Below are 26257 nucleotides of genomic sequence, written 5' to 3'. Positions count from 1 at the left end.
CAGAACGATGAGCTTCGAAGATCCCAGGAAGAACTGGAAGAATCGCGGTCGCGCTACATCGACCTCTACGACTATGCCCCTGTCGGCTACCTGACCCTTGATGAAAAAGGCGTTGTCTCCGAACTCAATCTGACCGCTGCCCATCTCCTGGGCGTCGAGCGGGGCTTCCTCATCAAGAAACCCTTCTCTGCCTTCATCGCACCTGAGTCTCGGGATGTATTCTACCTCCACAGGCAGCAGGTACTTAGCTCCGACTCAAAGCAGACCTGCGAACTGCTGCTGAAGCGAAAAGAAGAAGGAGATCGATTCTTTCACGCGCAGCTTGAGAGCATCGTCGCACTCCGTAATGGGGCTAAGGCCATCCGTGCGATCCTGACCGACATCACCGACCGCAAGCAATTCGAGAAAGAACGTGAGACGGCGCGTCAGGACCTCGAAAGCAAAGTCGAGGGGCGGACCTTCGAACTGCGGGCCGAGATTGCAGACCGCAAGCAGGCCCAGGAGGCGTTACGGGAGAGCGAGGAGAAATTCCGTGCGGTTTCAGAAAATGCCCGCGCCATCTTCGGCATCATCCAGGGAGGCAGGTTCATCTATGCCAATCCCTATCTCGCAGAGCTGAGCGGCTACCGTATGGACGAAATCCTCTCGATGGATTTCTCCAAAATGATTCACCCCTCGTTTCGTGATGAGGTCATGGAACGGGCAAGGAAACGCCTTGCGGGAGAGCCTGTTCCCAGCCATTACGAATTTATGATGCTGACGAAGAGCGGGGAAGCGCGGTGGTTGGATTTTTCCCCTGAGAGGATTGAACTGAACGGCAGACCGGCTATCATCGGTACGGCGTTTGACATCACGGAGCGGAAGCAGGCCGAAGAGGCCCTGCGTGAGAGCGAACGCCGTGAACGTGAGCGGGCAGAGGAACTTGAGGCCGTCCTCGACGCAGCGCCGATACCTGTCTTTATTGCCCATGACCCCGACTGCCTGCATCTCACGGCTAATCGGGCAGCAGTCGATCTGCTAGGGCTTCCCAGGGGAGCCGAGACCTCGCTTAGTGCGCCGGACGTAGTCAGGCCCCGCAACTTCAAAGCCTTCAAAGACGGACGGGAATTAACCAACGAAGAACTGCCCGCGCAACGGGCCGCTCGCGGCTTCCCCGTGCAGGACTTTGAGTTTAGTCTCGTCTTTGATGACGGTGCGATCCGTCACGTGGCGGGTTACGGTACGCCTCTGCGGGACGAGGGAGGAAATCCGCGCGGTGCGATCCACGCCCTGGTTGACATTACCGAGCGCAAGCAGGCTGAAGAGGCTCTGCGCCGGTCGCGTGACGAACTTGAACTACGGGTCGAGGAACGGACGAAAGAGGTGCAGGAAGCCTATGCCAAGTTGCTGAAGGAGACGCAAGATCGAGAGCGGATCGAAGAGCAGCTCCGTCAGGCGCACAAGATGCAGGCCATTGGCACCCTAGCCGGTGGCATCGCCCATGACTTCAACAATATACTTGCCGCTATCATTGGTTTCACGGAGATGGTGCTGGATGACGTTGCCGAGAATCCGGATGCAAAGCGCAAGATGGAGAACGTATTGAAAGCCGGTTTCAGAGGCAGGGATCTCGTCAAGCAGATTCTGGCTTTCAGCCGTAAGAGGGAAGAGCAGCGAAAAGAGATCAGCCTGACCCCCCTGATGAAGGAGACTCACGCGCTGCTCAGGTCATCCCTGCCGAGTACGATCCGGATGAACCTTGCTATCACTACGGGGGACGATTATGTTGTTGCGAACCCCACCCAGGTGCAGCAAATACTTATGAACCTCGCCACCAATGCGGCCCACGCCATGCGGGAGCATGGAGGGCAACTCACGATAGGCGTCTCTTCAGTCACGTTCCCTCATCAGAATGTCCTTCCCGATCCCGATATGGAGCCTGGCACCTATGTGAAGCTGACAATGCAGGACACCGGCGTTGGCATGACCAAAGAGGTGCGCCAGAGGATATTCGAGCCTTTCTTTACCACCAAAAAGCCAGGAGAGGGCACCGGCATGGGTCTTGCGGTTGTCTACGGGTTGGTCAAGGATCACAAAGGAACCGTCACGGTGCAAAGCGAGCCAGGACAGGGATCGACCTTCGAGGTCTTCTTGCCCCAGGTACAGAGGCCTGACTCCAGGAAGAAAGAGGCAACGGCCTCCGCACTTCCCGCCGGCACCGAGCGGATACTCTTTGTCGATGACGAGGAACTGCTTGTGGAGATGGCGCGGGTTATGCTTGAAAGCCTCGGGTATCAGGTGACCGTCGCTCAACACCCAAAGGATGCCTGGAGTCTCTTTATTGAAAACCCCTCGCAGTTCGATCTTATTATCACCGACCAGACTATGCCCGATATGACAGGACTAACGCTAGCAAGAAAGATGCTTAAAGTTCGCAATAAGCTGCCCATCATCCTCTGCACGGGCTACAGCGAAACGGTGTCGGCTGAGGCGGCACAAAAGGCGGGTATCTCTGCCTTCGTTATGAAACCCGTGGTGAGGAAGGAACTGGCAGAGACGGTGCGGAGGGTGCTGGACGAGAAGGCAGCAGGAGCCTGACCTTCTACGACATTACTGCTTCTCGATAGCAATGCCGGACGCAAGGAAAAGCCGCCAGTCGAAACGTTGTAGCTGACTACGTACCGCCCTCACCTGCCCTCTAATTGTCGCGCTTCCTATATTGGCTATCCCGCGAGTTGTTGGCCTTCACATTGGCAAAGGAACATTTTGAGGACTGAGAGGGCCTTGCGTTCTACGTACGTTCCTTCTCTACCGTGTCTGCGTATACTCGGAGGGCCTGGCTGAACTGCGACGTCATCTCCTCAACAGAACTACCTGGGATGTACCCGAGCTCACGCTGCGCCTTACTCCAATCGAGATCCCAGACTTCGTTAAGGAAGGCCGGTCCCTGCCATTCCGCTGAGGGCACGAGTTTGAGAGGAGAATCAGACCCGGTAAGTTTCTTTATGGTCATTCCGATCTCCTCCCACGTCAAGAACAGACTGCCAAGGTTATAGACCTGGCCTGCCGCGGCTCGCTGCTCCATGGCGAGGATCATTGCCTTCGTGAGATCAGACATAGTGAGGAAGGCACCCCCAGCACCCCGAACCATCTCAATAGCCTGATGGTTGATGGCTTTTCTCACCAGATCTCTCAGGTGACTGCCTGCTATGCTATCCCCGAATGCCCACCAGAATCTGAAGATCGTAACAGGGAGATCGTGCTTGGTGTAATAGAATGTGCAGAGCTCTTCGGCCGTGTATTTCCCAAGAGCGTAGAGAGGCTTGCGGGCATCATTGATGAGGCACGGATGAGACTCCGTGACAGGATGGACCGCGGCACGGCCGTATACTGTGGCTGTCGATGTGTAGATAAAGCTTTTTACCTTAGAGGAAGACGCAGCCTCCAGCAGGTTAATGTGTCCTTTGATATCCTCGCCAAAAATCGTTTGCGCGTCATCAGCAAAGCTCCAGGCAAGGTGGATGACCACATCCTTTCCGCGGACAGCCTCCATGGTCGTGGTTGCGTCTGAAATTGTTCCCTGGATGTACGTATAAGGTACATCCTCATGTGTTGTTTCGGGATGCGGAGCCCTGTCGAGCACAGTTACTTCATGCCCCCGTTTAAAAAGATCCTTCACCAGGTACTTGCCTATCTCACCCGCACCACCCACAACCAGGATCCGCATCTCCCTCCTCCCTTACAAAACCTCCCGGGGTTCCATACGTCCGCCCTAAAGTATCGGATTCCAGGGCGCCGGGGTTTCCCGATAGCCGCTTGCGGTCTTCTCCACATGGGCAAGCGACGGGAACGGGTAATGAAAAGCCTGCACCAGCATTTTCTCCGCCACCAGCATGTCGTAGACCTTACGGCGTTGAGCTTCAGCCTTTACCGGATCGTGATCGAAGAAGGCGTGCCATCCGGGGTTGCGCACAAACAGAAAGGGTGTATTCGTGATGTCTCCCTGGACATAGACCTTGCTCGTGCCGGATGCAATGATATGACAGGTATGGCCGGGCGAATGGCCTGGTGTACCCACCGCGGTGATACCAGGGATAACCTCCTGGCCCCACTCATACGTCCGAAGATGCTTGAGCACCTCACCTTGCATTACACGGCGCGCGTTCTTGAACAGGCCCTGGATGCGGGGCGTGGGAGCCCGACTCATCTCTATGTCATCCATCCAGTATGCATGTTCGGGTGCAGGCACCAGAATTTCCGCATTAGGAAAGGCCAGCGAATTGTCAGCCCTAAGCACGCCATTGAGGTGATCTGTGTGATAGTGTGAAATGATCACAGCATCGATCGCCTTGGCATCAATGCCCGCCGCGGCAAGGTTCATCAGCAATTGGCCATTGGCGCCTTTACTGGTCGCGTAGGCAGCCTCCCCATTCCCGGTGTCGATGATTGCAAGCTTTGCGCCTGTGTTGACCACAACCGGATTATACGGACCGACGAATAGATCCTTTTCCAAAAACGCAGAAATAAGCGCGGCATTGATCTCGTCCCTGCTGGCATTCAAGACAAAACCGTCGGGGATGGGCATCCGGTTGACGCCGTCGGTGACCACGGTCACCTCGATGCTGCCGACCTTGTAGCGGTAGATACCGGGCGCCTGCTTGCCTGTGGCCGGAGCGGAAGCGCCTGATGGTCCTGGTGTGGCGAATGACATAACCGAAGCACACGCTGCTGCAGCAGTGCCGATGAGCATCTGACGTCGGGTGAGTTGGGTCATTGGTGACCTCCTTGAAGGATTGTTGATTTCAGGATACCAGACGTGGCCTTTTTGTCAACATCAAAAGGGAATTGCACAAGGAATTCAGGTCAAGGCTTCACCCGCGTGGCAAAAGGCAGATCAGACTGAGGCATTGGCACAATGAATGACAGGTGTACGGTCGGCTCGCTGCCTCTATTCCAGTTGCGGTGCGCTACGCCAGCCGGGAAAATAACCAGCGTTCCGGGGCCGGCCTCATATTCGATGCCGTTGATCTCGACGGTCATGGTGCCCTTGAGGATATAAAAGATCTGGTCGACCAGGTGCGTGTGAAGGCCTTCGGGAGAACCGCCACCGGCAGGTGTCTTGATGCATTCGATTCTGCAGGTCTTCGCACCCGAGCTGCGATCGAAGAGCACCTGAGTGATGCGATCTCCGGGTCTGCTCCTCTCGATTGCGGCGAAATCAACTTTACGCACGTACTTCATGATATCGGTACTGGCCTGTGCTTCTCTATTTTTTTCTGTTCCGCTTTTCTCTCCCTGGCCGAAGAGAGCTGGACAAAGAACACATAGAGCGAAGAAAGTGCATAGAAAGGATACTCTTTTCATCAGTCTCTCCTTCATCTTTGACGCGTGCCGCAGTAAAACACGATTCGGAACGATGCTCGCACGTTTTGAAATGTTACCGCCCTTCCCTCGAAATCGCAATAACAAGGCTCCATGCTTTCTCTTTCAGAAGCGCCTATGGGCCACATTGTGTTCTTGATAACTTATTTATCAGAGCACACTGCCGATAAAGAGAGAGGGAGGGCCAACACCATGGTATCCATTCTCAGCGGGCTCATACCTTTGTTTGTCTTTCTTGGCAATGTCCTGATCCTTTACGGACTATTTTGCTGGCACGGCTCTAGAAGAATAAATGTCCGGTCCCCGCTGACACGAAATCTGCTCCGGTCGCCAGGCCAGTTTCTCATTAAACAAACTGAGGATCTCACTCTCGACCTCGAGTGTCATACAGTCATGATGGCCGTTATGCCGCTCCTTCTCTACTCTTCGTATCTTTCGCTGCGCTATTTTGGGGCTGCAGCAGAGGCCCGACAGACGTGGGTTATCTATGCTCTTCTCGGCGTAGCCTCTACCGTCTACTACGGTCACAAGATATGCGGATTGCTGACACAAAGACAGGCGTATCGTCTCGGTCTTGACTGTGAGATGGCAGTTGGCCAGGAACTGAACAACCTCATGAGCGAAGGCTATCGCGTTTATCACGATGTCCCTGGTCAAGGTTTCAATATCGACCATGTGCTCGTAGGGCACAACGGTGTCTTCGCTGTTGAGACCAAGGGGCGTTCAAAGCCTGTCACGGGAAGTGTCACGGTCGTCTACGATGGTCGCACGTTGAGGTTCCCTGATCGCATAACGACTGACTACCTCGACCAGGCAAGGAGACAGGCGAAATGGCTCTCACGGCAGCTGTGTGAGATCACGGGCGAAGCCGTGCCGGTGCAGCCGGTTCTTGTAGTCCCCGGATGGTATGTGGAAAGGGCAAGACGCGGTGACGTGCTCGTACTCAACGGCAGAGGTGATTGCAACTTTATTGTCAACCAATGGAGTTCTGCCAGGCTGTCAAGAGATCTCATCCAAAAAATAAGCAACATTCTCGAGCAGGCGTGCAGGGATGTAGCCCCGATAACGTGCAGGCAGGAAGCACCAAAGCAGCAGAGGCCATCAGAGGTTCTTGCCAGGATTGGCCCTATGGGGCGCCTGGACAAGGCCTCCGGTCACTGATCCGGCTGTCGAACAAATTTTCACCCACAAGATGTAAAATATCCCCGGCGAAAGGGAATCTTTCCGCGTTTGCTGTCTTTTTATTTGCGCTGTTGAAATGTTGCGTTCTAAACGGTTATGGTAGATGATCTGGTGAGCACGACATAACCGAGGCGTCCTGCGGGAGGAGGACAGATGGCTGGTTCGACCGTTGTTTTTGCCGAGGAGGATACGCTCTTCCGACTAATGGAAACTGCTCTCAACAGGACAGTGGCGCCGCAGGCGGAAAGGGCCCTTCACTATTTCTTCGGAGAAGATATACGTGGGCCGGTCGACTACTTGAAGAATCTCAAGACAACCATCGGCCTTCCTGAAGATATCAGGGGCGTGATCTGCGAAGATGAAGAGAGGTTGGGAGAGTTGGGAAGAGATGCTGACTTTCTGGTCGTGGAACGCGCAGTGATCACGCGTGACATGCTCGAGAGATGGAGGGGCCGTCTCAAGCTCATTCAGAAATTCGGCTCCGACTACAGGGACATTGATACCGTGGCTGCAAGAGAAATGGGAATACCTGTGGCTAACCTTCTTCGCCTGAGTACCATCTCGGTTGCGGAACACGTGATTCTTATGCTCCTGGCCTTAGCCCGCAATATCGTGAAGGCACATCATGCAGCTTTAGCTCGCCGTGACGCCAACGACGGATCAAGGTCTGAGGGGCCTCCCAAGGTTCTCTTCAATTGGGGGAAGGTTCCACATATCCAGCTGCTCTCCGGTAAGACACTCGGGCTCATCGGCTTTGGAGAGAATGGTCAGCAGGTGGCCTGGCGGGCTCACGCGCTCGGGATGAAGATCAGGTATTTTCAAAGAAACAGGGCTGCCAGAGACATCGAATGTTCAACAGGTGCTCGGTACGTGCCTGACCTCATCCACTTGATGGAGGGGTGTGATTTCATCTCTATTCACGTACCGTATGGCCCTCAGACAGAGAGGATGATCACGTATGACGTCCTCACCCACATGAAGCCGGGCGCCTGTTTTGTCAACATAGCACGCGGCGGGCTGGTCGACGAAAGGGGGCTTTACAGAATCCTCAGCGAGAAAAGAATAGCCGGTGCTGCACTCGACGTCTACCGGTGGGAGCCGGTCCCTGCCGACAGTCCTCTTCTCACCCTCGATACGGTTGTCTGGTCAACCCATAATGCAGGCGGCGCCCCTGAGTTTATGCTGGAAGAATCGCGTGCCGTACTTCAAAATATTGCGCGGGTGCTCAAGGGGCAAGAGCCGGAAGGTTGGGTCAATAGGCCGTGACCCCGCCTTGTCGGCGAAGCCTCTTTCTCCGCACCCGGCAAACACAATGAACGCGGTCAGCGCAGACCATCCTCGCCTTTAGCTTCAGACTTCGTCAATCCTCCCACCCTCGGATGCGGTCTTCCACCATCGGTGACTGCGATCACCACAACAATCTCGTCCGCTTTTGGCGCGTCGTTGATCGAGACCGTCATTCCGTCGAAGTGTGACCGGACGAAGGCCGCGTCTTTATAGTGAAGAGGCACATCGATCTCGTCGCCCATCCTGCCGATCTTCTTCACAGATGGAATGATGGCCTTTCCCCCACCCACAGCGGCTCGAAGGGGCGTGCCCAGTTTAGGATGCAGCAGCGCAGCCGCGTGTTCGTACTCTCCCTGCTCTCCCACAATGGCCGCCTTGCCATAGCTCTCAGGTTTTCTTCCTTCAAGCGCAGCAACTGCCCTCTCTCCGAGAATCTTCCCGAGTGTTTCGCCGTTGTCGATAAGGCTTGCAAGATCTTCCTGGAATTTGCCCGCATACGGATTCTTGATGACTGCCAGGGCAGCCACCTTCCGAACCGGCTTCTCGATCTTCTTGCCGCCATCGTACAGAATATCTTCAACAACCGTCACGATCTTTCTAATTTCCATGCGTCACCTCCAGACGTATGTTCCCGTTCCCGCTTATGGTGCTGACCATTTGCCCTTTGAGGATAATTACCGCATCACTGATGGTGCCCTGTCTCTTGAGCCGCTCTGCAACGGCCCTGCCCCGGCCAAGCGCGCCGGCTACCTGTTCCCCGGTGAGATTACCCACGTGAACCGTGACCATCTCGTCGGCAATGTCTGTTGCAGGATCAATCTCTGCCGCCCTGCGTCTTTCTACTGTGTTCGCCTCCACGTTGGTGCTGTTGCCGATGAACGTCGCTGCAGCATCGGCAAGAGGAGCCGACGAGGCAACCACGGTGACAATATCGGCCAATCCGAGAGTGAAGCTGCGACCACCGAAGCCGCTGGTCGCAACGCCGAAATCGATCAGTTCGCTCACTTTAACGACGTATGGAGTTGTTCTGCCCTGCTCCATATCGCCGATCGCTATACCCACGGGCCTGCCGCGCCTGTTGACTATCGCTATATCACCGCCGTTATTCACCGAGATGAATTGCAGGCCTTTATCCGAAATTGCATCTTTCAGTTGCTCTGCAACTGCGCCCGCTACCGCCGCCATAGGCGTCAATGATGCCTCGTCGACAGCCTTCACTGCGCTGACCATGCTACGTGCAACAGGCGGTAAAGAATCGCTCCTCCTGATTCTGAACGCCTTTTGTTTCAGTACCGGCAGATAATCTCGTATCTCCGCCAGGATCCTTTCGACCTGCTCAGCAAGCGGCTTCCTATCAAAGATGTATGGCTTTCCTTCTTTCTCGCCGTTGATTACGATTGTTGCAGGACCGATATCTAAGAGCATACGAATCAAGGCGTCAAGGGTTCTGGAAATAAATTCATTATTCCTGTGCCCGTTTGATTTTTAGTGCTTAGACCCGGGGAACTGCGACGCCTCCAACCCTAGCCTCTTAAGCACTTCTCCCACCGGCTGCACTGCCTCGATGTGACCGCCAATCTCACGGAGCGTCTCCACGCGCATCGTGTATTCCACGGGAATGACAAAGGACGGTGTCGGCGAGAGGTAGATGCTCCCGTACTTGATTTTTCCCACATCCACGATGAAGTTGATGCCGCCGCCGGGAAATATGAACGGCCTTGCCCCACCGATAGTTATCGAGACCTTTCCTTCATGTACCGCCCTCGTAAGCCGGATCGGATTCCTCGTGACCCCTGCGCGAGCAGAGCCGCCGACACCTGCAGCGAAGACCGCACTGACTGTGGATGGTTCGCATGAGTCTTTTAAGACCTCAATGAATTCCGCAGCCTCCGGGCTCGTAGTCTCTTCGACGAATTGGCCGTTCTTCATGCGATAGAATCCATAAAGCCTGCCTGTAGTCTCGGTTACCAGGAGGGTCGAGCCCTCGCCCATGCGCTCCTTGTCCACCTCTCGTATCACATCCAGAGGGCTCTGGATGTCGGTGCCGCCCCATCCTGTGCCCTTGTTCAGAAAATAACGGCCATCTGTGCTTTTCTGGCCGCAAATCATGATGCCTGATCTCGTCTTGCCGATGAATCTTCCCGCAGCGTGCTCGCTGAAGAGGCCGGTGATATGGCCGTCCAGCACAATGACCTCGTCAGCCGCCTTGGCCATGTAAGGCGCGAACAGGCCGGACACTGCACTGCCGCAACCCACTCTCATCCGTTCCACCTCGTTCCCGTCTACCCTGGGTGGTTTACCCAGCGCAAGTTCCACTTTGGGGCCATCTTCGATCTCCACGGTGATCCATTTACCCTGCAGAAACTCATGGATGGTGCGGGCTGCAAACTGGCCGTCTTTAGAAGTCCATGTGTTAACGCCACCCATGGAAAAAATTTTCGAGCCATACTCCTCCGTGCAGAGATGGCCTACATAGCGCTTGCCCTTCCTCTTTACGTAGACCTTCTTGGTTTCCTGGCCAAGGTAGAGGTCGGTGTCCACCTTTATCTTAACACCGCTATAGCTTAGCGGCGCTTCAGTTACCACAGTGACAATATCCACGCCCTCGCGCACGCCAGTGACTATGAAGGGAGATGGTCTGAAGTCGGGATAGGTGGTGCCAGACCCGATGCCGGTGAGTAACGGCCGTGCCAGGAGACGCTCATCCGCAGCCTCGACCAGGCTCTGCACTTCTTCGTAGGTATGCACCCTACCCTTTCTTTCGATGACCCCGGCCCTGTTGAAATAGCGCCTGCACGCACCGTATGTCCCTTCCGGAATGCGACAGGTAATCGGGCAGGCCACGCACACAGGCTTATCATCGCCTGTTTCGGGCTGTACCGCATCTTCCGGGCAGACCCTCATGCATGTCTTGCATTCCACGCAGCCGTCACTTATGCGCGCCTTTTTCTCCTGTGTCGTGATGACCTCCAGGGGGCAGACTTCTTCGCAGATGCCGCAGCCTTTACATTTGTCAAGATCGATTTTCATGCGTCAAACTCCAGCGTTCAGTTCACGCGTTCCGAGTTGCGGGTTACATGTATTGGTCAACTCGAAACTCGGAACTCGCGACAATCAGTTCTCGTACGTTATCTTCCGCACGGGCGGCGGTGTGTTGCGGCTCACTTCGGTCTTCACTGCACCGTCGATCATGACCATGGCTACGCCGGGTATATCTCCGAGTTCGATGGCCTCCTTGGCGTCTTTGCCCGCTGAACCCATAGGCGCGTCAATCACCTGAAGGTCGGCCGCATCTCCATGCTTTATAATGCCGTGGGCCAGCTCGAACACCGCTGTGGTGTTACCGGTGGCGCAGCAGACCGCCTGCTCCGCCGGGATGTCGCACAGGGACGATATGAAATTGATCATGCGCCACATACCAAGGGGTATGACGCCGGTACCCGACGGTGCATCATTGCCCATGATCAGGCGGGAGAGCATGTTCTTCTCTTTCATATACCCAGCTATTTCCCGCGCGCTCTTGGGGTTTCCGCAATGCACGAGCTCAATCGCACATTCCGTATTCTCAATCACTCGGAGAGCCTCCGCCATCGCAATGCTTGTGGGTCCTCCGTTCAGATGGCACACAACCGTGGGCTGCGCCACAAGCACGTCATCGCACGTCACCGTCGAACTCCCCGGGATAGAGGTCCCGCCCACGTGCATGAGAACCTTCATGCCATACTTCTTTGCCCAGTCCACCATTTCCCGGGCCTCAGTAGCTGTCTTCACGCTTCCCAGCCCTATCTCACCAACCAGCCATACACCCTCTTCTGCAAGCTCTTTGAAATCAGATTCGATCAATCCCTTCTCCAGAATCAACGCGCCGCCATAGACCTTGACCCCCGCGGGGCGCGCGCCGGAGAAAGATTTATAAGCGAGCAGCGCAAGCGCTTTGGTGCCCTGGCGGTCTTTGGGCCGGCCCGGCAGATGGACCTCACCGGCTGATATCATCGCGGTCACGCCCCCGTGAAGGCTGCTCTCTATGAAACCCACCTGATTCTGGCGCGGAGTAAAATCGCCAAATACCGGATGTGTGTGAGAATCGATAAGGCCTGGGCACACAGTCATGCCCTGCACATTGATGATCTTTTCGCCTGTCAGGGCTCCATCCTTCTCAACGGATTTTATTCTGCCGTCCTCAACGAGGATGGACAGCGGCCCCTGTCGTATAGGATCGTTGATATCTCCCGTAAAGAGCGTGCCGACATTTTTGATTACCAAGCTCTTCATTTTCTCTCCTTTCTTTTCTCCAAGAGAATTTTAAGCCGTTCAATATCGCAGGGCAACTCATAAACACCGACCCCTGTCGCATCCGTTATCGCATTGATGATACTTGCCGCTTGCGGAATGAGTGCCGGCTCCCCCACGCCCTTCGCACCAAATGGACCCGTGGGTTCCGCGTCTTCAACCAGCATCACCTCTATGTCGGGCATGTCCATCGAAGTCGGCAGGTAATACGTGTCGAAGGATGTGGTCTTGCCGGGGATGAATTCCTCCATCAGGGCAAAGCCGATGCCCATCGCAATGCCGCCCTGGATCTGCCCCTTTATCAGCAGGGGATTAACCGCTTTACCCACGTCGTGGGATGCATGGACCTTTTTAACGTAACAGGCGCCCGTAGCCTCATCAACCTCGACCTCCGCCATGTGCGTGGCAAAAGCGTACGTCACATACGGCACGCCCTGAGATGTCTCTTTATCTATACCAGACGCAGGCGGGTCAAAGTAACCATCGAAACGGAGCGGCACTTCGTCTTTTGCCATCCGGTAAATCTCTGCGAGCGACTTGCCCCGATAGAAACCGTGTTGCTTCAGGCAGGCACGGAGTTTAAGCCCTGCCTCATGAACCGCGTTGCCGGAGATGTAAGTCTGGCGGCTGGCAGACGTGGAGCCCGCATCCTGCGATGTGGCGGTGTCGCCCCGGTCAAGCTTCACATGGCGCGGTTCTACATCGATGGTATCGAGCAGTATCTGGAGCAGCACAGTATCTGAGCCCTGCCCTATATCACAGGCACCCGTGTGGAGAATTACGCTCCCATCTTCCGCGAGTTCCACACTGGCCCCTGCGGGATTCGGTATGCCAGTATTCCCGATGCCGTAATACATACAGCCCAGGCCGAATCCGTTCCCCTGTCTCTTCTTACGACGTTGTCGCCAGAAAGGTTCCACCTGTTTGAGGGTCTCCAGAAGACCTGCGCTCCCCGCGAGCACCTGTGATGTCGCGGTCAATGATCCTTTCCTGAGTGCGTTCCTCATACGGATGTCCAGCGGATCCATCCCCAGCAGGGAGGCCGCTTCATCCAGCTGTGATTCGTGGGCAAAGGCCATCTGTGGTATGCCGAAGCCCCGCATCGCACCCGATACCGGATTGTTCGTGAAAAACATCCGGCTTTCGGCATGGACGTGCGGGACTTCGTACGGCCCTGTCGCGTGCACCGCTGCCCTGAGACAGACAGTTTCACCGTAAGAGGCATACGGGCCCGTATCCCCTGTTATGTTTGCCCTGACCGCTGTGATCGATCCGTCTTTGCGAAAGCCCGTCTTATATTCGATCCAGAGCGGGTGCCTTTTCGTATTTGACAAAAAGCTCTCTTCTCTCGTGAAACGCATCATGACCGGCTGCTTCACGTGATACACAGCAAGCCCCAGGAATCCCTCGACCGTGACATCCAGTTTGCCGCCGAAGCCTCCGCCCGTGGTCGCCTGCAGTACACGCACGCGCTCTTCAGGCAGACCGAGCATTCGCGCAACTTCAGAGCGCTTGTAGTGAACGTTCTGTGTGGAGGAGCGTATGACTATGCGCCCCTCGTCATCAGGATAGGCAAGACCCGCCTCCGTCTCCATGAAGGCGTGATCGACCCACTGCGTGGTATACGTGTGCTCGACTACTATATCTGCGTCGGCAAAACCCCTGTCGATATCCCCTTTGCGCAATGTTCTGAATGCAAGCAGCCTGCCTTCTTCGCGTACCTGTACGGGAGACTCAGCAGCCTGTGCGCAAGTGAGTATGGCCTGAATCTCCCTGTACTCCACTTTGATGAGTCCGGCGGCGCGCCGGGCGATCTCCTCATTTTGAGCTATCACCAGCAGGATGGGCTCTCCGACAAAGCGGACAATCCCGTCCGCCAGAAAGGGTTGATCCTTCCGTATGGCGCCGTAGGCATTCTGGCCGGGAATGTCAGAAGCGCTGAGAATGCGGAGCACGCCAGGCAACTCCAGCGCTGCCTGTGTGTCGATGCGTTCTATCCGGGCGTGAGGGCGCTCGCTCCTGAAAACGCAAGCGAAGAGCATCTCATCGGATTTCAGATCGTACGAGAATGCGGCTTTACCTGCGACCTTCACAGCAGCATCTACTTTGGTCAGGCCCCTGCCTACAAACATCTCATCTGCCTCCCAACAGTAAGCCAAGAAGATCGCGGACAACAGGCAGCTTATAGGCGAAGGAGGGCCGTTCTCCGCTGATACGGCGAATTTCTGAAAGGCAGAGGGATACTGCTTCCCTGATGACCGGAGCCTCTCGCTTCTTGCCGATGAGGAATAGTTCAACGTTCCTTGCTCTGAATGGCGCGGGCGTGCAACTGCCTATCGCGAGCCGGACATCAGTAAAGGTGTTATCGCTTTCCGATATAGCCCACGCAACACCGAGACGCGATATTGCCCAGGCCGCCCGTTTGGCAATGCGCCTGTAGCCCTCCGTGTAGCCGTCCAATTGCTCAATGCGCAGAGCAGAGAGTATCTCCTTCGAAGAGATGGCCGTCTTGTAAGGTCCGGTGATGAAATCCTCCAGCCGCTCCGCACGTACTTGATCGCGCGACTCCAGCACGACCCTGGCATCGTGTACGAGCAAGGGCGGGATTGTGTCGGCAGCTGGCGAAGCATTCACAATATTGCCACCAATGGTGGCCATGCTACGGATCTGCGGAGAGCCGATCCACGATGCAGCCTGGGAGAGCGCTGGCGCCAAAGTAGAGACGAGAGGGTCCATGCTGAGCGCCCGAAAAGAAGTAACGGACCCTATGTTGATGCGACCGTCAAGGATGTTTGCGCCCCATAGTTCTTTTAATCCTGAAATGTCGATTAGGTACTTGTGTGATTCGCCCTTCTTCATCCGAACCATGAGGTCGGTCCCGCCCGCGACTACTGCCGCGCCATCAGTATCCGCGAGAGTGACGAGCGCTTCCTGCTTACTTTTTGGCAGAATGCTCAAGAAACGGGGCAGCATCTTTTATCGCCTCGACGATCTGGGTGTATCCTGTGCAGCGGCATAACGTGCCGCTCATGGCCTCCCGGATCTCCTCCATACTCGGATCCTCTTTCCTCAACAGCAGACTGTAGCCGACAAGCAGCATCGCCGGTGTGCAGAAACCGCACTGGACCGCACCGTGGGTAATGAAGGTTTCCTGAAGCGGATGGAGCATCTGTTCGTCCCCAAGGAACTCTATGGTCTTCACATCGCGGCCATCCACTTTACTTGATAGCGTCAAGCAGGAGTAACAGGGCTCGTTGTCGATGAGCACCGTACAGACACCACACTCGCCTATTGAGCAGCCCTCTTTCACGCTGGTGAGGGAAAAGCGCTCCCGCAGTGTGGCGAGCAACAGCTCGTGGTCTTCCACTTCGGCCCTGACTGCTTTTCCATTGAGTGTGAACTTGAGAGTTTTCACGCCTCAGTTTCCATGTTTACAGGTTTACAAATCGACTGCTCAACAAACTCAACCATTCAGTTGTTCTATTCATATCGCCAGATACGATTTCCGTATATGGTCCGTGGTGAGTAAGTCTGCGCTCCGACCCTGAAGCACGATTCTGCCGTGTTCCAGCACATAGGTCCTTTCTGTGATCGTCAGGGTCTGGTTCACATTCTGCTCGACCAGGAGAATAGCAACTCCTTTTTCATGAATCTTTTTTATTATATCGAATATTTGCAGCACGATGGATGGCTGGAGCCCCAGGGACGGCTCATCGAAAAAGATAAGTTTGGGGTTGCTCATCAGAGCCCTTCCAATGCAGAGCATCTGCCGCTCTCCGCCACTTAATGTCTTTGCTTTCTGCGTCTTACGCTCGCTCAGCCGTGGAAACATTTTGTAGACTTCCTCGAGTGTCTGAGATGAATGCTCCATTTTCGTATAGCTGCCGAGAAAAAGATTGTCATAGACACTCATCTCCGGAAATACACGCGCTCCTTCAGGTACGATGGAAATGCCCTGTGCTATGATGCGTTCCGTCCGAAGGCTCCCAAGGTCTGTTCCATTGAAAGATATCTCTGCCTCCCCGTCGTCACTTCCGTTCACTTTCACAAGGCCGAGAATGCCCTTGAGCAATGTCGACTTACCCGCACTGTTGGGCCCGATTATCGATACCAGTTCGCCATCGCCGATCAAGACCTCAACATCAAACAGGACTTGAACGTCGCCATAATAGGCGTTCAGATGTTTTACTGAGAGCATATCTTCTCTCCCAGATAGGCGGTGACAACCCGTTCGTCGTTGCAAACGTCAAGCGGCTTCCCCTCGGCTATCTTCTGGCCGTAGCTCAAAACGACCAAACGTTCACACACTCCGATGATCGCCTGCATGATATGCTCCACGATGATCAGTATCTTGCCGCGTTTCTTCAATTCCCGTATTATGTTCATTCCCTCTTCGAGTTCCTTGGGGTTGAGTCCCGCAAGATTCTCGTCCATCAGGATGACTTCAGCACCGGTTCCCAGAGCCCTCGCCAGTTCAAGCCTCCTCCTCTTCTGAAGTGATATCGCAGTAGACGGCATGTCCTTGACGTCTGCAATATTGAGAAATTCCATTATCTCGTCGGCCTTTGGCTCAGACTCTCTGCGGCTTAAGTTCCGTCCGAACATGAGGGCGACCAGCACGTTCTCCCTCACGCTCAGCGTCAGAAAGGGATGTACGATCTGGGATGTTTTGGTGATACCCAAGCGGCACACGCGGTGGGGTAGTAAATTCCGTATGCTCCGGCCACGATAGACGATATCACCCTTATCCGGCCGGTAAATGCCGACAATCACATTGAACAGCGTTGTCTTCCCCGCACCATTCGGACCTATTATCCCGAGCACGTCCCCCTCGCGGACCTCGAACGTCACGTCCTGCAGTGCCCTTAGCGCGCCGAATGATTTGGTAAGATTCTGTACAGACAGCACACTCATCTCTTAAACCTCTTCAGCGACAGTGATCCTGTAATGCCGCGGGGAAGAAAAACGACCACCACCAGCAAAATCACACCGAGCGTGAGCAGCCACGTGTAGAGCAGCCTCGAGCCGATCACCTCGTTGGCGACGCTGAGCACAAACGCGCCCACGACCGGGCCCATGACTGTGCCGGTACCGCCAAAGAGCGCCATGATGATCATGTTGATTGTATGGAGCACACTGAAGACATCGAGCGGGCTGATGTAAGTCGACCAGTAGGCGTTAATACCGCCGAAGATCCCGATCAAGAACGCCGTGAGCGAATAAACAGAGACTTTGTACCTGCGTGTATTGATACCTGCCAATTCAGCAGAATCCTCCGCTTCTTTGATGGCCTTCAGTGCATAGCCGAACTTACTCCGGTTGATGACGAATACAAGAAAGACAACCGTACTGACCGCAACCAGGAATGTGTAGTAGAAAAATACTTCGTTATGGGCTATAGGAAGCGTTATACCGTGGCTTCCCTCGAAAAAGCGCACCTTGAACGTCCGGTCAAACTCGAGGACGATCTGCTTTGCCGCTTCGGCGAAGGCAAGCGTCGCTATCCCGAAGTAGGCTCCTCGCAGCTTCATGGTGTAGCGGCCAATGAAAATCGCAATCAAGCCCGACAGGATGCCGCTGATCACGATGCTCAGGAAAAAAGGGACGTTGGCTCTTGTCATGAATAACGCGGTCGCATAGTTACCTATCCCGAAATAACCCACGGCGCCGAAATCGATGTAGCCGGTGAAGCCCGACGTGAGGTTCCAGGCAGAAGCAAGACCTACCCACAGGAAGATCATGCAGAGCGTCCGGTAGTAGTAGCCCTCCGGACTGAGAAGCGGCACAAAGAGCAACGCAAAAAAGATGACGGGGCCTGCCCAGTTCTTTATCCTCATTCCACAATCCCCTTTCCGACAATTCCCTGCGGTTTCGCAATGAGGATGATAAAAAGGAGGATGAAAGTGATGGCGACGGATAGTCCGGAGTTGAGGTAGGTTGCGGTCAGGGACTGTAAGATACCGAGGAGGAGCCCCCCGAGAAGCGCACCAGGTATGTACCCCATCCCACCAAGCACAACCACACAGAAAGCGATAATGGTATACGGAAGACCCATCTGGGGATAGATGACGAAATAGGTCGAGAGAAGCCCGCCTGCCAATCCCGTAATTGCCGCGCCGAGCCCAAACGTGAGGGCATAGACCTTTTTGATGTCGATGCCGAGAAGTCGAGCCATCTCCTTGTCCTGGCTTGCCGCCCGTATTGCCTTGCCGAAACGCGCCTTTTCCAGAAAGAGGTAAAGACCGAATGTGGTTGCTATTGCGATCAGAAATGTCACCAGTCGGGCGATAGGTATGGTGATCGGTCCCACACCAAAGCCTACACCGGAATAGGACGTGGTGACAGTCCGGAAATCAGCGCTCCAGAGGAGCAGGGCGAGATTCGAAAGAATCAAATGGACGCCGAAGGTACAGAGATAGGAAATCATGGGTGGCGCCTCCACCACGCGGTTGATGAGCACTCTCTGAACGATATAGCCTATAACCCCAACGCTCACGATGGATACCGGTAGCGCGAGAAAAGGGTCGATGTTATACAGCGAGAACATCCAGTACGTGCTGAAGGCGCCGATCATTATCAGTTCGCCATGAAAGATGTTAACGATGTTCATAACGCCGAAGATAAGCGAGAACCCGCTGGAATACGCGGCGTAGACACCCCCCATGAGAAGGCCCGTGACAAGGGCCTGAACAAAGAGCGACATCTGTTACTTTCTCTCCTTCCAGGGCTTTGCCGGGTACATCACCGGCTGTTCAGCAGCGTCCTTAGGAAAAACTGTCGTCAGTTTCCCGTTCTGGACTTGAACCGCGATGGGAGGATGGTCAACATTGGCGCCGTCGGCACCGAACTTGATGCGACCATACACAGTGTTCCAGTCGCCGTTGTGTAATTCTTCCATGAGTTTCACCCGGTCGGCCTCTTTCAGCGGCGGTACCAGTCCCAGTTTCTCGATGCACCATTGCTGAACGAGAGCACCGCCGATTGACGCGACTTCCACATAATCGGGATATCTCTGGAATCTTTTAAAGTAGTTGTCGTTAAGCTGTTTTGCGGTACCAAAAACAGCATCCTTGTACGGCATGTTGGGCGCCCACTCGGCAGCAGCAACCACATATTCCGCATCCTTACCCAGCGACTTTACAAAGTCAGGAACGGTCGGGCCGTAGCTGAACGCAACCAGTTTCGGCGCAAAGTCGACTTCCTTTAATGACTTCATCACGCTCAGGGCGACCTTCAGGTGAGAGCCGACCAGTACCATGTCGGGATTTTTCGCCTTAACCTTGAACATCATGGAATTGTAGTCGTCAAGACTTATAGGAAAGAGTTCCCAGTAAACCTCTTCTATTCCCGCCTTCTTCAGGTACGATCTGTAACCCTCGCACGCAAGGGCGGAGAAGAGCACGTCCGCACCGATGATGGCGGCCGTTTTCGGTTTTGGATTGAGGATGGTGGCGATCTCTACGCATCCCCTCACCTCTTCGGTCGCCTTGCCGAGCGTCGAGAAATAGTATTTAAACCCTCTTTCGAAGAGCTTATTTGAGCTCGCGCCTCCGGAAATCATGGGATATTTGTATTTTTCCGAGATAGGTGTGGCCGCAAATACGGAATCACTGCCGAATCCCCCAAGGATAAGATCTACCTTTTCCACTGTTGCCATGCGTTCCACCAGCTTAGCGCTTTCAGCCTTATCACTCTTGTCATCAAAGAAAACTATCTCCACCGGGTACTTCTTCCCTTTTACGTTGATGCCGCCGGTGGCATTTATTGTGTCTGCCCAGAAGGTATACGCGTCTTTGACCAGGTTGCCATCCTTGCCAAAGACGCCCGTGAGGGGAAGCTCACACCCGATCCTGAATTTGGCGCTTTGGGCACACAAGACACTTGGCACCAGAAACCCTGCAACAATGCCGATAAAGAGTAATGCTTTCACGTACCTCATAAAAACCTCCCTATATCTGTTTTTTGTTGCCTCTCCATTTTTAGTCCATTTCCTGAGTTGATATCCGTAGCCTTGAGCCTGAAGCCTTGAACCTGTCTCACCTACACCCACCGCAACGTGACTGTCTTTTCGTCAAGAAAAAGTTTTATTGAATCCATTCGCGATTTTGACATACCGAGAAAGGAGTCCTTCTTTGAACCGAGACCGAAGAAGGAGTAGGGCTGTGGGATGCCGGCGTTGACGCCGACGTTGCCTACTTCGCACTCTCTTATAAACTTGCGCGCGGCCTTCCCGCTCTCGGTCACGATACACGCAGAGTGACCGTAGTTGGTGCTATTCATCCAGCCAATCACCTCATCCAGGTCTTTTGGACGCATCAGGTTGGCGAGCGGGCCGAATGCCTCCTCTTTCCCCAGAGGGTCCATGTCCGGCGTTACATTCTCGAAGATGGTGGGCGCAATAAAGTAACCTTTCTCGTAGCCCTTGGCCTTTGTGAGACGGCCATCGAGTGTAAGCTTTGCTCCTGCTTTGATGCCGGACTCGATGAAGAGCTCCACTTTCTCCTTCCCCTGAAGGGTGGTCAATGGTCCCAATTCCACCGTTTCGTCCAGACCGTAGCCCATCTTCATCGCTTTTGATGCAGCGACAAAAGCGTCTCTGACTTCGGTGTAGCGCCGGTCATCCCCTATCACCGCAACATTGTCGGAACCAAGGCAGCGCTGACCCGACATGCCAAAACAGCCTCGCAGGAGATAGTTGACCGCATTATCAACAGGAGCGTCCGGCATCACCACAATGTAATTTTTGCCATTACCATTGAGCGACGAGCGTTTCCCGTAGTGTCCACACAACTCGAAAAGCTCTTTCGCGACTCTGGTGGACCCGATGAGCCCCACACCCTTCACTCTCGGGTCAGAGAGTATGACTTTGTTCAATTCCCGCTCAGGGCCCATGTGCACGAGGTTGACCACGCCAGGCGGCAGGCCGATCTCGTCGGTCACCTTCATCACCGAATCTGCAGCAAGCGGGTCCTGGCGGCTCGGCTTGACAATGACGGTGCAGCCGCACGCGAGGGCATACGGCACAAAGGACGACCACGCATGCGTCGGGATATTGCCGGGCGTGATGATCAGAAAAACGCCTACGGGCTCGCGGATCTGATAGCAGTCGATACCGGTGGCCAGCTGCTCTACGTGCTCGCCCCTGTAGTAGCTGTACATCGAACTTCCCGCGGCTTCAATATTCTCAACAATCCTCGCATTGGTGCCGCGCGCTTCGTCTATCGTACAGCCATGGTCCTGCACAAGTATGCGGGACAGCCACTCTGTCTTTTCCACTACTTTTTCGCGCAGGGTGAAGACCATCTTGGCCCTGTCCCTGAAAGGCACGTTCCGCCATTTGTTAAACGCCTCATGCGCCGAACTAATCGCTGCCTCAACGTCACCACGCGATGCAATCGGGGCCTCTGCTATGACTTCATCGGTCGCCGGATTGGTCGTCTCGAAATACTGACCGGTCCCCGGTTCCACCCATTGGCCATCTATGTAATTTTTTAATTTGCCGTAGTGTTTCGCCACCTCTGGTACAAGTGCCATTCCTACCTCCTTGTTAACTGCATAGACATCAGCGTTCAGCGAAAAGTATCTGCACCCCTTCGGCGCCTCACCGCTTCACTTTGCGTCGGCCGCTGGCAGTCAGCGATTGCCTCCCGAAGTAAATTTTGAATCTGTCTCTTAAAACGTCGGCGGGGTGATGACCCATATCACTACCGCGTCTTTGTTGCTTCTATTGTTCCAGTTGTGGGGCACGTGTGATGAAAAATAGAAACTCTCATTTTTGCGCACAACATGAACCTTGTCATCGAGCAGGAGTTCCATCTCTCCCTCGATCACGATCCCGAACTCCTCGCCCTCATGGCTATACATGCCGTGTGAACCGCCACCCGGTTGTATGACCGTGTAAAACGGTTGCATTTTCCTTCCGTTCACGCTCTTGACGAGCGACTGTATCCTGGTATCCCATCGGCGGAGTTGTATATCAACACGCTCATCCGGGCGGGTAATCACATCTTCCTTGTTGTGACGGACCATAAAAAAATCAACTATGTTCACGTTTAGCGCTTTCGCAATTTTCTTAAGAGTGGAGATGGAAGGATCCGCCTTACCCCTCTCAACCTGAGATATAAGCGACGTGGTGCATTCCACCAGTTCCGAAAGCTGGCGTATGTTGAGATTACGTTGCAGCCTGCATTCTCTTATTTTCTTGCCTATGTCCATCACATCATTTCTGCTGGGAGAGGTGCGAATTAAGTAATCTTTAACTTATTAAATTATATTGTCAAGCAAAAAATTGGAAGGTGTTAGTGGGTACCCGGCTGCAGTGTTATCTACACGAGCTCCTCAGCGATGTGCAGCTCTTTTGTCCATGCTAAAATCACCGGCGCCTCTCGCACAGACCGCCAGGAATCCTCCGGCAATCGCTATGTCCTTCATGAACATGAGCCACTGCGTCTGGTCAGCAACGTTTGAGTGAAATAGAAGTGGGGCCAGGATACAAAAGCCTGCCAGTAGAAAAGCGAACAGGCGGGTCTTGTATCCCAGTATAACGCCTATGGACCCCACTATCTCGAGCGCGATAACCAGCGGCAGGAGTATAGCCGGCACGCCGTGCGATTGCATGTAGTGAGCTGTAGAATTGTATTTCAGGATTTTGCCTGCGCCGGATTCCAGAAACATCACCGAAATGAGAATCCGCCCCGCCAAATCCAATAGATTATACGTAGTCCCCATGATCTCCCCCCTGTGTATTCGCAATCAGGAGCTGTCACCACCGCGCCGCGGCCCTGCCTGGATAACGCTCACTTCCCATCCATCAACAAAAACACTGCCAACCCTGTGGGTCAAGCTATTGTTGCCCTCAGCGGTGACCACCACTTTTCCTTCCGTTCCGTCCTGTGTTGCGCTGAAGCTGATCCACGGATATTTGGTCTCCACACTGAACCTGCAGTCAGGTGACGAAGCCGTAACCCTGATTTCTGCCCTACCGCCCCAGACATCAAAAAAGTGGATTGTAGTCGGTGTGACTTCGAACCTGCACGCGTTCTCCTGTGCATAAACAAAGGCGGACAGAAGAACAATGAGACACATCACGCAGACGCCTGTGGCGATAGATTTTATCATAAGCTCTCCGAAGAAAAGGCTCGCCTGCTTTAACCGGCCGACTGTGCGATAAATTTAGGTCTTACAGTGATAGATTTCAAGCATGGCAGGCAAGTCTCTGCCAGGCAGCTTCCTGTCCCTCCTCAAAGACCGTCGTAGTTCGCTCCGCGAGTATAGTCTTATAGTCTGCTCTTTTGCAGCGACGCGCACAGAAGTGTGGTATAAGTAAATCATGCTCAAAAAGATCGTCTCCGGCGGTCAGACAGGCGCTGACAGGGCGGCTTTGGACTTTGCTATACAACGCGCCATTCCCCACGGGGGATTTGTCCCTAAAGGCAGAAAAGCAGAAGATGGGCCGATCCCAAGCCGCTACCGGGTCAAGGAGACGCGCACCGCGAGCTATCCTCAAAGAACTGAACAGAACGTCATCCATTCCGACGGCACACTTATCATATCCCATGGCAGTCTCACTGAAGGCTCAGCCAATACTCAAGCCATGGCCGTAAAGCACGACCGACCCTGGCTCCATCTCGATATGAAGAGACTTACCGTACGAGAGGCGACGCAGATGCTGCGTTCCTGGGTGGCAGAAAATCACATTGAGGTGCTCAATGTCGCAGGCCCCAGGAAATCGCGCGACCCGTTGATATACGACACCACATTTGAAATCCTGCAGGCCACTTTTTCGTAGGAACATAGGCCGCGCTGAGCTGTCGAGTGTATCACGTTGCAGGAATCATCCATGCGTGCACCGCGAGAGACGGCAAAGACCCACCTGCTATATCTTGCGGGTAACCAGGTAGAAAGCAAATCCTATCATCACAGCCTGCAGGCAGGTAGCTAATACATGAGCCAGCGAGTCGAAATTGGATGCCAACTGCTGGTACGCGCTTGATGTGAAGCCAAAGAAGGAGATCACATAAACAGTGGCTTCTTCGATGCGCACATGTATGACATCATCCAGGAACAGTCTTGAGATCCACCCTCCTGGTTTGGCGGGATACAGCCTCAATGCCACCAGTGCGGCGCCGCATAGCACTAAAAAGTTATGGAGCAGATCTCGCATCTCGCCTCACTCACAGGAGCACCGCCTACGCCACATCCCTTCCTCAACGCCCTCTGCATCTTCAGTCGGCATCTCTGGACAGGACCCTTGTTGAAAGACTCAGCAAATACCCTGCCAGAGATCACTCTCCGTTCTCCCTCAGCCGATCCGTCAAGCCCGACACCCGATGAGTCCGCCGGGCAACCGCCGCGATAAAGGCCTCTTCACTACCCCAGATGTCAACCCGGTCTCTCGCCCGTGTCACAGCAGTGTATACGAGCTCTCTCGATACGACTTCGGAATGTCTGTCCGGCAGCAAAAGGAGGACATGGTCAAATTCGGATCCCTGGCTTTTGTGAACAGTACTAGCGTGCGCTGCCTCGTAGGCTGTGAGTCTGCCGGGAAGGACTTTCTTGAAGGCACTCTTTTCCGTTGGGAAGAAAACTCTCAGGCTCGCTGTTTCCGGGTCCTGTAGAATAATGCCCACATCTCCGTTGAAGAGGTTCAACCTGTAGTCATTTGCGGTTATCATAAGAGGTTGTCCTCGGTACCATCTGCCTTGCCGCCGCATCAGGCCACGCCTGGCGGCCAGTTCCTGGATTGTACGGTTGATGGCCGTAACTCCGTAAGGACCTTCACGAAGTGCACAGAGCATATGAAATCTGCTGAAGAGAGCGAAAGCTTCTGCGGGCTCATCCGCTCTCAGATAACCGGAGTGATACTTAAGCACGCTCTGTTCCAATGCATGAGCCAGGCGCTCTGCCGACGGGACCTCCCGCCACGAAATGTCTTTGAACGTAGCGCCTTTGAGCAGCTCAAGAGCTGCCCTGCCCTCTCCCGTCTTAATCAGATCGCTCAACACGCCTATGCCGCTCCGCCCGCCGAAGCGGTAGTTCCTCGCCAGCATCACTGCTGAACCAGCCAACGGTGTGATGTTCTGCTCGTTCGCAGGAAGTCCATGAGTAATAAATCGCCGAACCTGTTTTCTGAATGCTGCAGAAAACGTATTGGCACCCGCAGCCTCACAGATGTCGCCAAAGACTGCTCCCGGCTCCACCGATGCCAGCTGCTCCTTGTCACCGAGAAGGATAAGCCTGCCATCTTCCTTAAGTGCACTCGCCAAGTTCGCCATGAGCGGAAGGTCGACCATCGACGCCTCATCTACCACAACTACGTCGTAGGGGAGCGGATTATCTTTATTAAACCTGAAGCTCGCTCTGCCACGTGCTCCCAGAAGACGGTGGAGCGTCGATGTCTCCTCCGGTATCCGGGCTTTCACATCATTCGAACAATCGATGCCCGCCTTACTCTCTTGTATCACTGCTCTCAGCTTGGCTGCTGCTTTGCCGGTGGGCGCTGCCAGGGCAATGGCCGGCCTCTGACCATGTGCGTGCTCCACCATGAGCGCGAGAATTCTCGCCATGGTAAATGTTTTGCCTGTTCCCGGACCTCCAGAGATTATCGTGAGGCCGTTCTGCATTGCCGCCAGCGCGGCTATTCTCTGCCAGTTTAACTCTTCTCCTTGTTTATCAGGGAAGAGTCGTCGAAGGCTGTCTTCCATGAGCCCATCATTTATCGACCTCTTCGGGCTTCGAGCTTTTGCACGGAGCGCACTCGCCAGCTCACCCTCGTAATCCCAGTAGCGATGCAGGTACAGCCGATAACTCCGATCTAGAATGAGCGGCTTGAATTCTCCCGCTCTCCCGACAACCGGCGTTGTGCTCAGGCTCTTCACCCACTTCGCGAGATTAGGGTAGTGTGTTGAGTGAGTGCCGAGGGCATCTCTGCTCCCGATGGGCTCTGCCGCCCAATCTGCCAGGGCCACACACACGTTTCCCTTTCCCACGGCATTACTTGCAAGTACAGCCGCCAGGCGGAGGTCTTCAAGAACGTCTGCAGAGACGCCCGCCGACAACCTTACCATCCAGTCGGCGAAATGGAGGTCAAGAACGCCGGCGTGTTCTGTCCGCTGATATGAATCTTCTCTGCTCATGA

The 26257-nt window shown here is 54.5% G+C and carries 25 protein-coding genes; 4 read left to right on the top strand and 21 right to left on the bottom strand.

The window, feature by feature from the left end; translation table 11 throughout:
* The coding region (locus VMT71_02605) for a PAS domain S-box protein (protein HVN22834.1) at positions 1 to 2577 on the top strand (2577 nt) is incomplete at its 5' end.
* A gap of 193 nt (positions 2578 to 2770) precedes the next feature.
* On the opposite strand, the gene VMT71_02600 is transcribed toward VMT71_02605, so the two are convergent.
* The 3 genes from VMT71_02600 to VMT71_02590 all read right to left on the bottom strand — a co-directional run bounded on the left by VMT71_02600 (position 2771) and on the right by VMT71_02590 (position 5343).
* The gene (locus tag VMT71_02600) at positions 2771 to 3706 is read right to left on the bottom strand and encodes an NAD(P)-dependent oxidoreductase (protein HVN22833.1); all 936 of its coding nucleotides are present in this window, start codon (positions 3704 to 3706) and stop codon (positions 2771 to 2773) included.
* Between the two features lie 45 nt (positions 3707 to 3751).
* Positions 3752 to 4753, bottom strand: coding sequence for an MBL fold metallo-hydrolase (locus VMT71_02595; protein HVN22832.1), 1002 nt, complete (start codon positions 4751 to 4753; stop codon positions 3752 to 3754).
* A gap of 89 nt (positions 4754 to 4842) precedes the next feature.
* Positions 4843 to 5343 carry a cupin domain-containing protein gene (locus VMT71_02590; protein ID HVN22831.1) on the bottom strand — a complete coding sequence of 167 codons (501 nt, stop codon included), beginning with the start codon at positions 5341 to 5343 and terminating at the stop codon, positions 4843 to 4845.
* A gap of 210 nt (positions 5344 to 5553) precedes the next feature.
* Between VMT71_02590 and VMT71_02585 the strand changes: the two genes are divergently transcribed.
* Both VMT71_02585 and VMT71_02580 read left to right on the top strand, forming a co-directional pair.
* Entirely contained in the window at positions 5554 to 6522 is a 969-nt protein-coding gene (locus VMT71_02585; protein ID HVN22830.1) for a nuclease-related domain-containing protein, read from the top strand.
* A 174-nt stretch (positions 6523 to 6696) separates the two neighbouring features.
* On the top strand, positions 6697 to 7809 hold the full coding sequence (locus tag VMT71_02580) for an NAD(P)-dependent oxidoreductase (GenBank protein HVN22829.1): 1113 nt from the start codon (positions 6697 to 6699) through the stop codon (positions 7807 to 7809).
* A gap of 56 nt (positions 7810 to 7865) precedes the next feature.
* Here the strand turns inward: VMT71_02580 and VMT71_02575 are convergent, their stop codons facing one another.
* The 16 genes from VMT71_02575 to VMT71_02500 form a co-directional block, all read right to left on the bottom strand.
* Positions 7866 to 8438 (bottom strand): amino acid synthesis family protein, encoded by a 573-nt coding sequence (locus VMT71_02575; protein ID HVN22828.1) that lies wholly within the window; start codon positions 8436 to 8438, stop codon positions 7866 to 7868.
* Complete coding sequence (locus VMT71_02570) at positions 8428 to 9255, bottom strand: UPF0280 family protein (protein HVN22827.1); 828 nt, start codon at positions 9253 to 9255, stop codon at positions 8428 to 8430. The genes VMT71_02575 and VMT71_02570 overlap by 11 nt, the downstream gene beginning before the upstream one ends.
* 60 nt (positions 9256 to 9315) lie before the next feature.
* On the bottom strand, positions 9316 to 10860 hold the full coding sequence (locus VMT71_02565) for a 4Fe-4S binding protein (GenBank protein HVN22826.1): 1545 nt from the start codon (positions 10858 to 10860) through the stop codon (positions 9316 to 9318).
* A gap of 84 nt (positions 10861 to 10944) precedes the next feature.
* Complete coding sequence (locus VMT71_02560; GenBank protein ID HVN22825.1) at positions 10945 to 12102, bottom strand: amidohydrolase family protein; 1158 nt, start codon at positions 12100 to 12102, stop codon at positions 10945 to 10947.
* Positions 12099 to 14252, bottom strand: a complete 2154-nt coding sequence (locus VMT71_02555; GenBank protein ID HVN22824.1) for a xanthine dehydrogenase family protein molybdopterin-binding subunit — start codon at positions 14250 to 14252, stop codon at positions 12099 to 12101. The genes VMT71_02560 and VMT71_02555 overlap by 4 nt, the downstream gene beginning before the upstream one ends.
* A gap of 1 nt (position 14253) precedes the next feature.
* Entirely contained in the window at positions 14254 to 15093 is an 840-nt protein-coding gene (locus VMT71_02550) for an FAD binding domain-containing protein (protein HVN22823.1), read from the bottom strand.
* A complete protein-coding gene (locus VMT71_02545) occupies positions 15056 to 15535 on the bottom strand; it encodes a (2Fe-2S)-binding protein (GenBank protein HVN22822.1) in 480 nt (159 codons plus the stop codon). Before VMT71_02545 ends, VMT71_02550 begins: the two co-directional genes overlap by 38 nt.
* A gap of 69 nt (positions 15536 to 15604) precedes the next feature.
* A complete protein-coding gene (locus tag VMT71_02540) occupies positions 15605 to 16318 on the bottom strand; it encodes an ABC transporter ATP-binding protein (protein ID HVN22821.1) in 714 nt (237 codons plus the stop codon).
* Entirely contained in the window at positions 16306 to 17034 is a 729-nt protein-coding gene (locus tag VMT71_02535) for an ABC transporter ATP-binding protein (protein ID HVN22820.1), read from the bottom strand. The genes VMT71_02540 and VMT71_02535 overlap by 13 nt, the downstream gene beginning before the upstream one ends.
* Positions 17031 to 17957 (bottom strand): branched-chain amino acid ABC transporter permease, encoded by a 927-nt coding sequence (locus VMT71_02530; protein HVN22819.1) that lies wholly within the window; start codon positions 17955 to 17957, stop codon positions 17031 to 17033. The genes VMT71_02535 and VMT71_02530 overlap by 4 nt, the downstream gene beginning before the upstream one ends.
* Positions 17954 to 18823, bottom strand: coding sequence for a branched-chain amino acid ABC transporter permease (locus tag VMT71_02525; GenBank protein ID HVN22818.1), 870 nt, complete (start codon positions 18821 to 18823; stop codon positions 17954 to 17956). Before VMT71_02525 ends, VMT71_02530 begins: the two co-directional genes overlap by 4 nt.
* A 3-nt stretch (positions 18824 to 18826) precedes the next feature.
* The gene (locus VMT71_02520) at positions 18827 to 20059 is read right to left on the bottom strand and encodes an amino acid ABC transporter substrate-binding protein (protein ID HVN22817.1); all 1233 of its coding nucleotides are present in this window, start codon (positions 20057 to 20059) and stop codon (positions 18827 to 18829) included.
* Between the two features lie 101 nt (positions 20060 to 20160).
* Positions 20161 to 21654 (bottom strand): aldehyde dehydrogenase family protein, encoded by a 1494-nt coding sequence (locus VMT71_02515; GenBank protein ID HVN22816.1) that lies wholly within the window; start codon positions 21652 to 21654, stop codon positions 20161 to 20163.
* A gap of 138 nt (positions 21655 to 21792) precedes the next feature.
* A complete protein-coding gene (locus tag VMT71_02510) occupies positions 21793 to 22335 on the bottom strand; it encodes a cupin domain-containing protein (protein HVN22815.1) in 543 nt (180 codons plus the stop codon).
* 123 nt (positions 22336 to 22458) lie between these two features.
* Entirely contained in the window at positions 22459 to 22848 is a 390-nt protein-coding gene (locus tag VMT71_02505; protein ID HVN22814.1) for a DoxX family protein, read from the bottom strand.
* Positions 22849 to 22872: 24 nt separating this feature from the next.
* The gene (locus VMT71_02500) at positions 22873 to 23238 is read right to left on the bottom strand and encodes a hypothetical protein (protein ID HVN22813.1); all 366 of its coding nucleotides are present in this window, start codon (positions 23236 to 23238) and stop codon (positions 22873 to 22875) included.
* 211 nt (positions 23239 to 23449) lie between these two features.
* Between VMT71_02500 and VMT71_02495 the strand changes: the two genes are divergently transcribed.
* Entirely contained in the window at positions 23450 to 23908 is a 459-nt protein-coding gene (locus VMT71_02495) for a putative molybdenum carrier protein (protein HVN22812.1), read from the top strand.
* Positions 23909 to 23995: 87 nt separating this feature from the next.
* Here the strand turns inward: VMT71_02495 and VMT71_02490 are convergent, their stop codons facing one another.
* Together VMT71_02490 and recD are read right to left on the bottom strand one after the other, a co-directional pair.
* Positions 23996 to 24283, bottom strand: coding sequence for a hypothetical protein (locus VMT71_02490; protein ID HVN22811.1), 288 nt, complete (start codon positions 24281 to 24283; stop codon positions 23996 to 23998).
* 121 nt (positions 24284 to 24404) lie between these two features.
* Entirely contained in the window at positions 24405 to 26255 is a 1851-nt protein-coding gene (gene recD, locus VMT71_02485) for an exodeoxyribonuclease V subunit alpha (GenBank protein HVN22810.1), read from the bottom strand.
* Between the last annotated feature and the right edge of the window lie 2 nt (positions 26256 to 26257).

This window comes from Syntrophorhabdales bacterium, from assembly GCA_035541455.1.
GTDB lineage: Bacteria > Desulfobacterota > Syntrophorhabdia > Syntrophorhabdales > WCHB1-27 > JADGQN01.
This window is presented reverse-complemented; position numbering and strand designations above follow the sequence as displayed.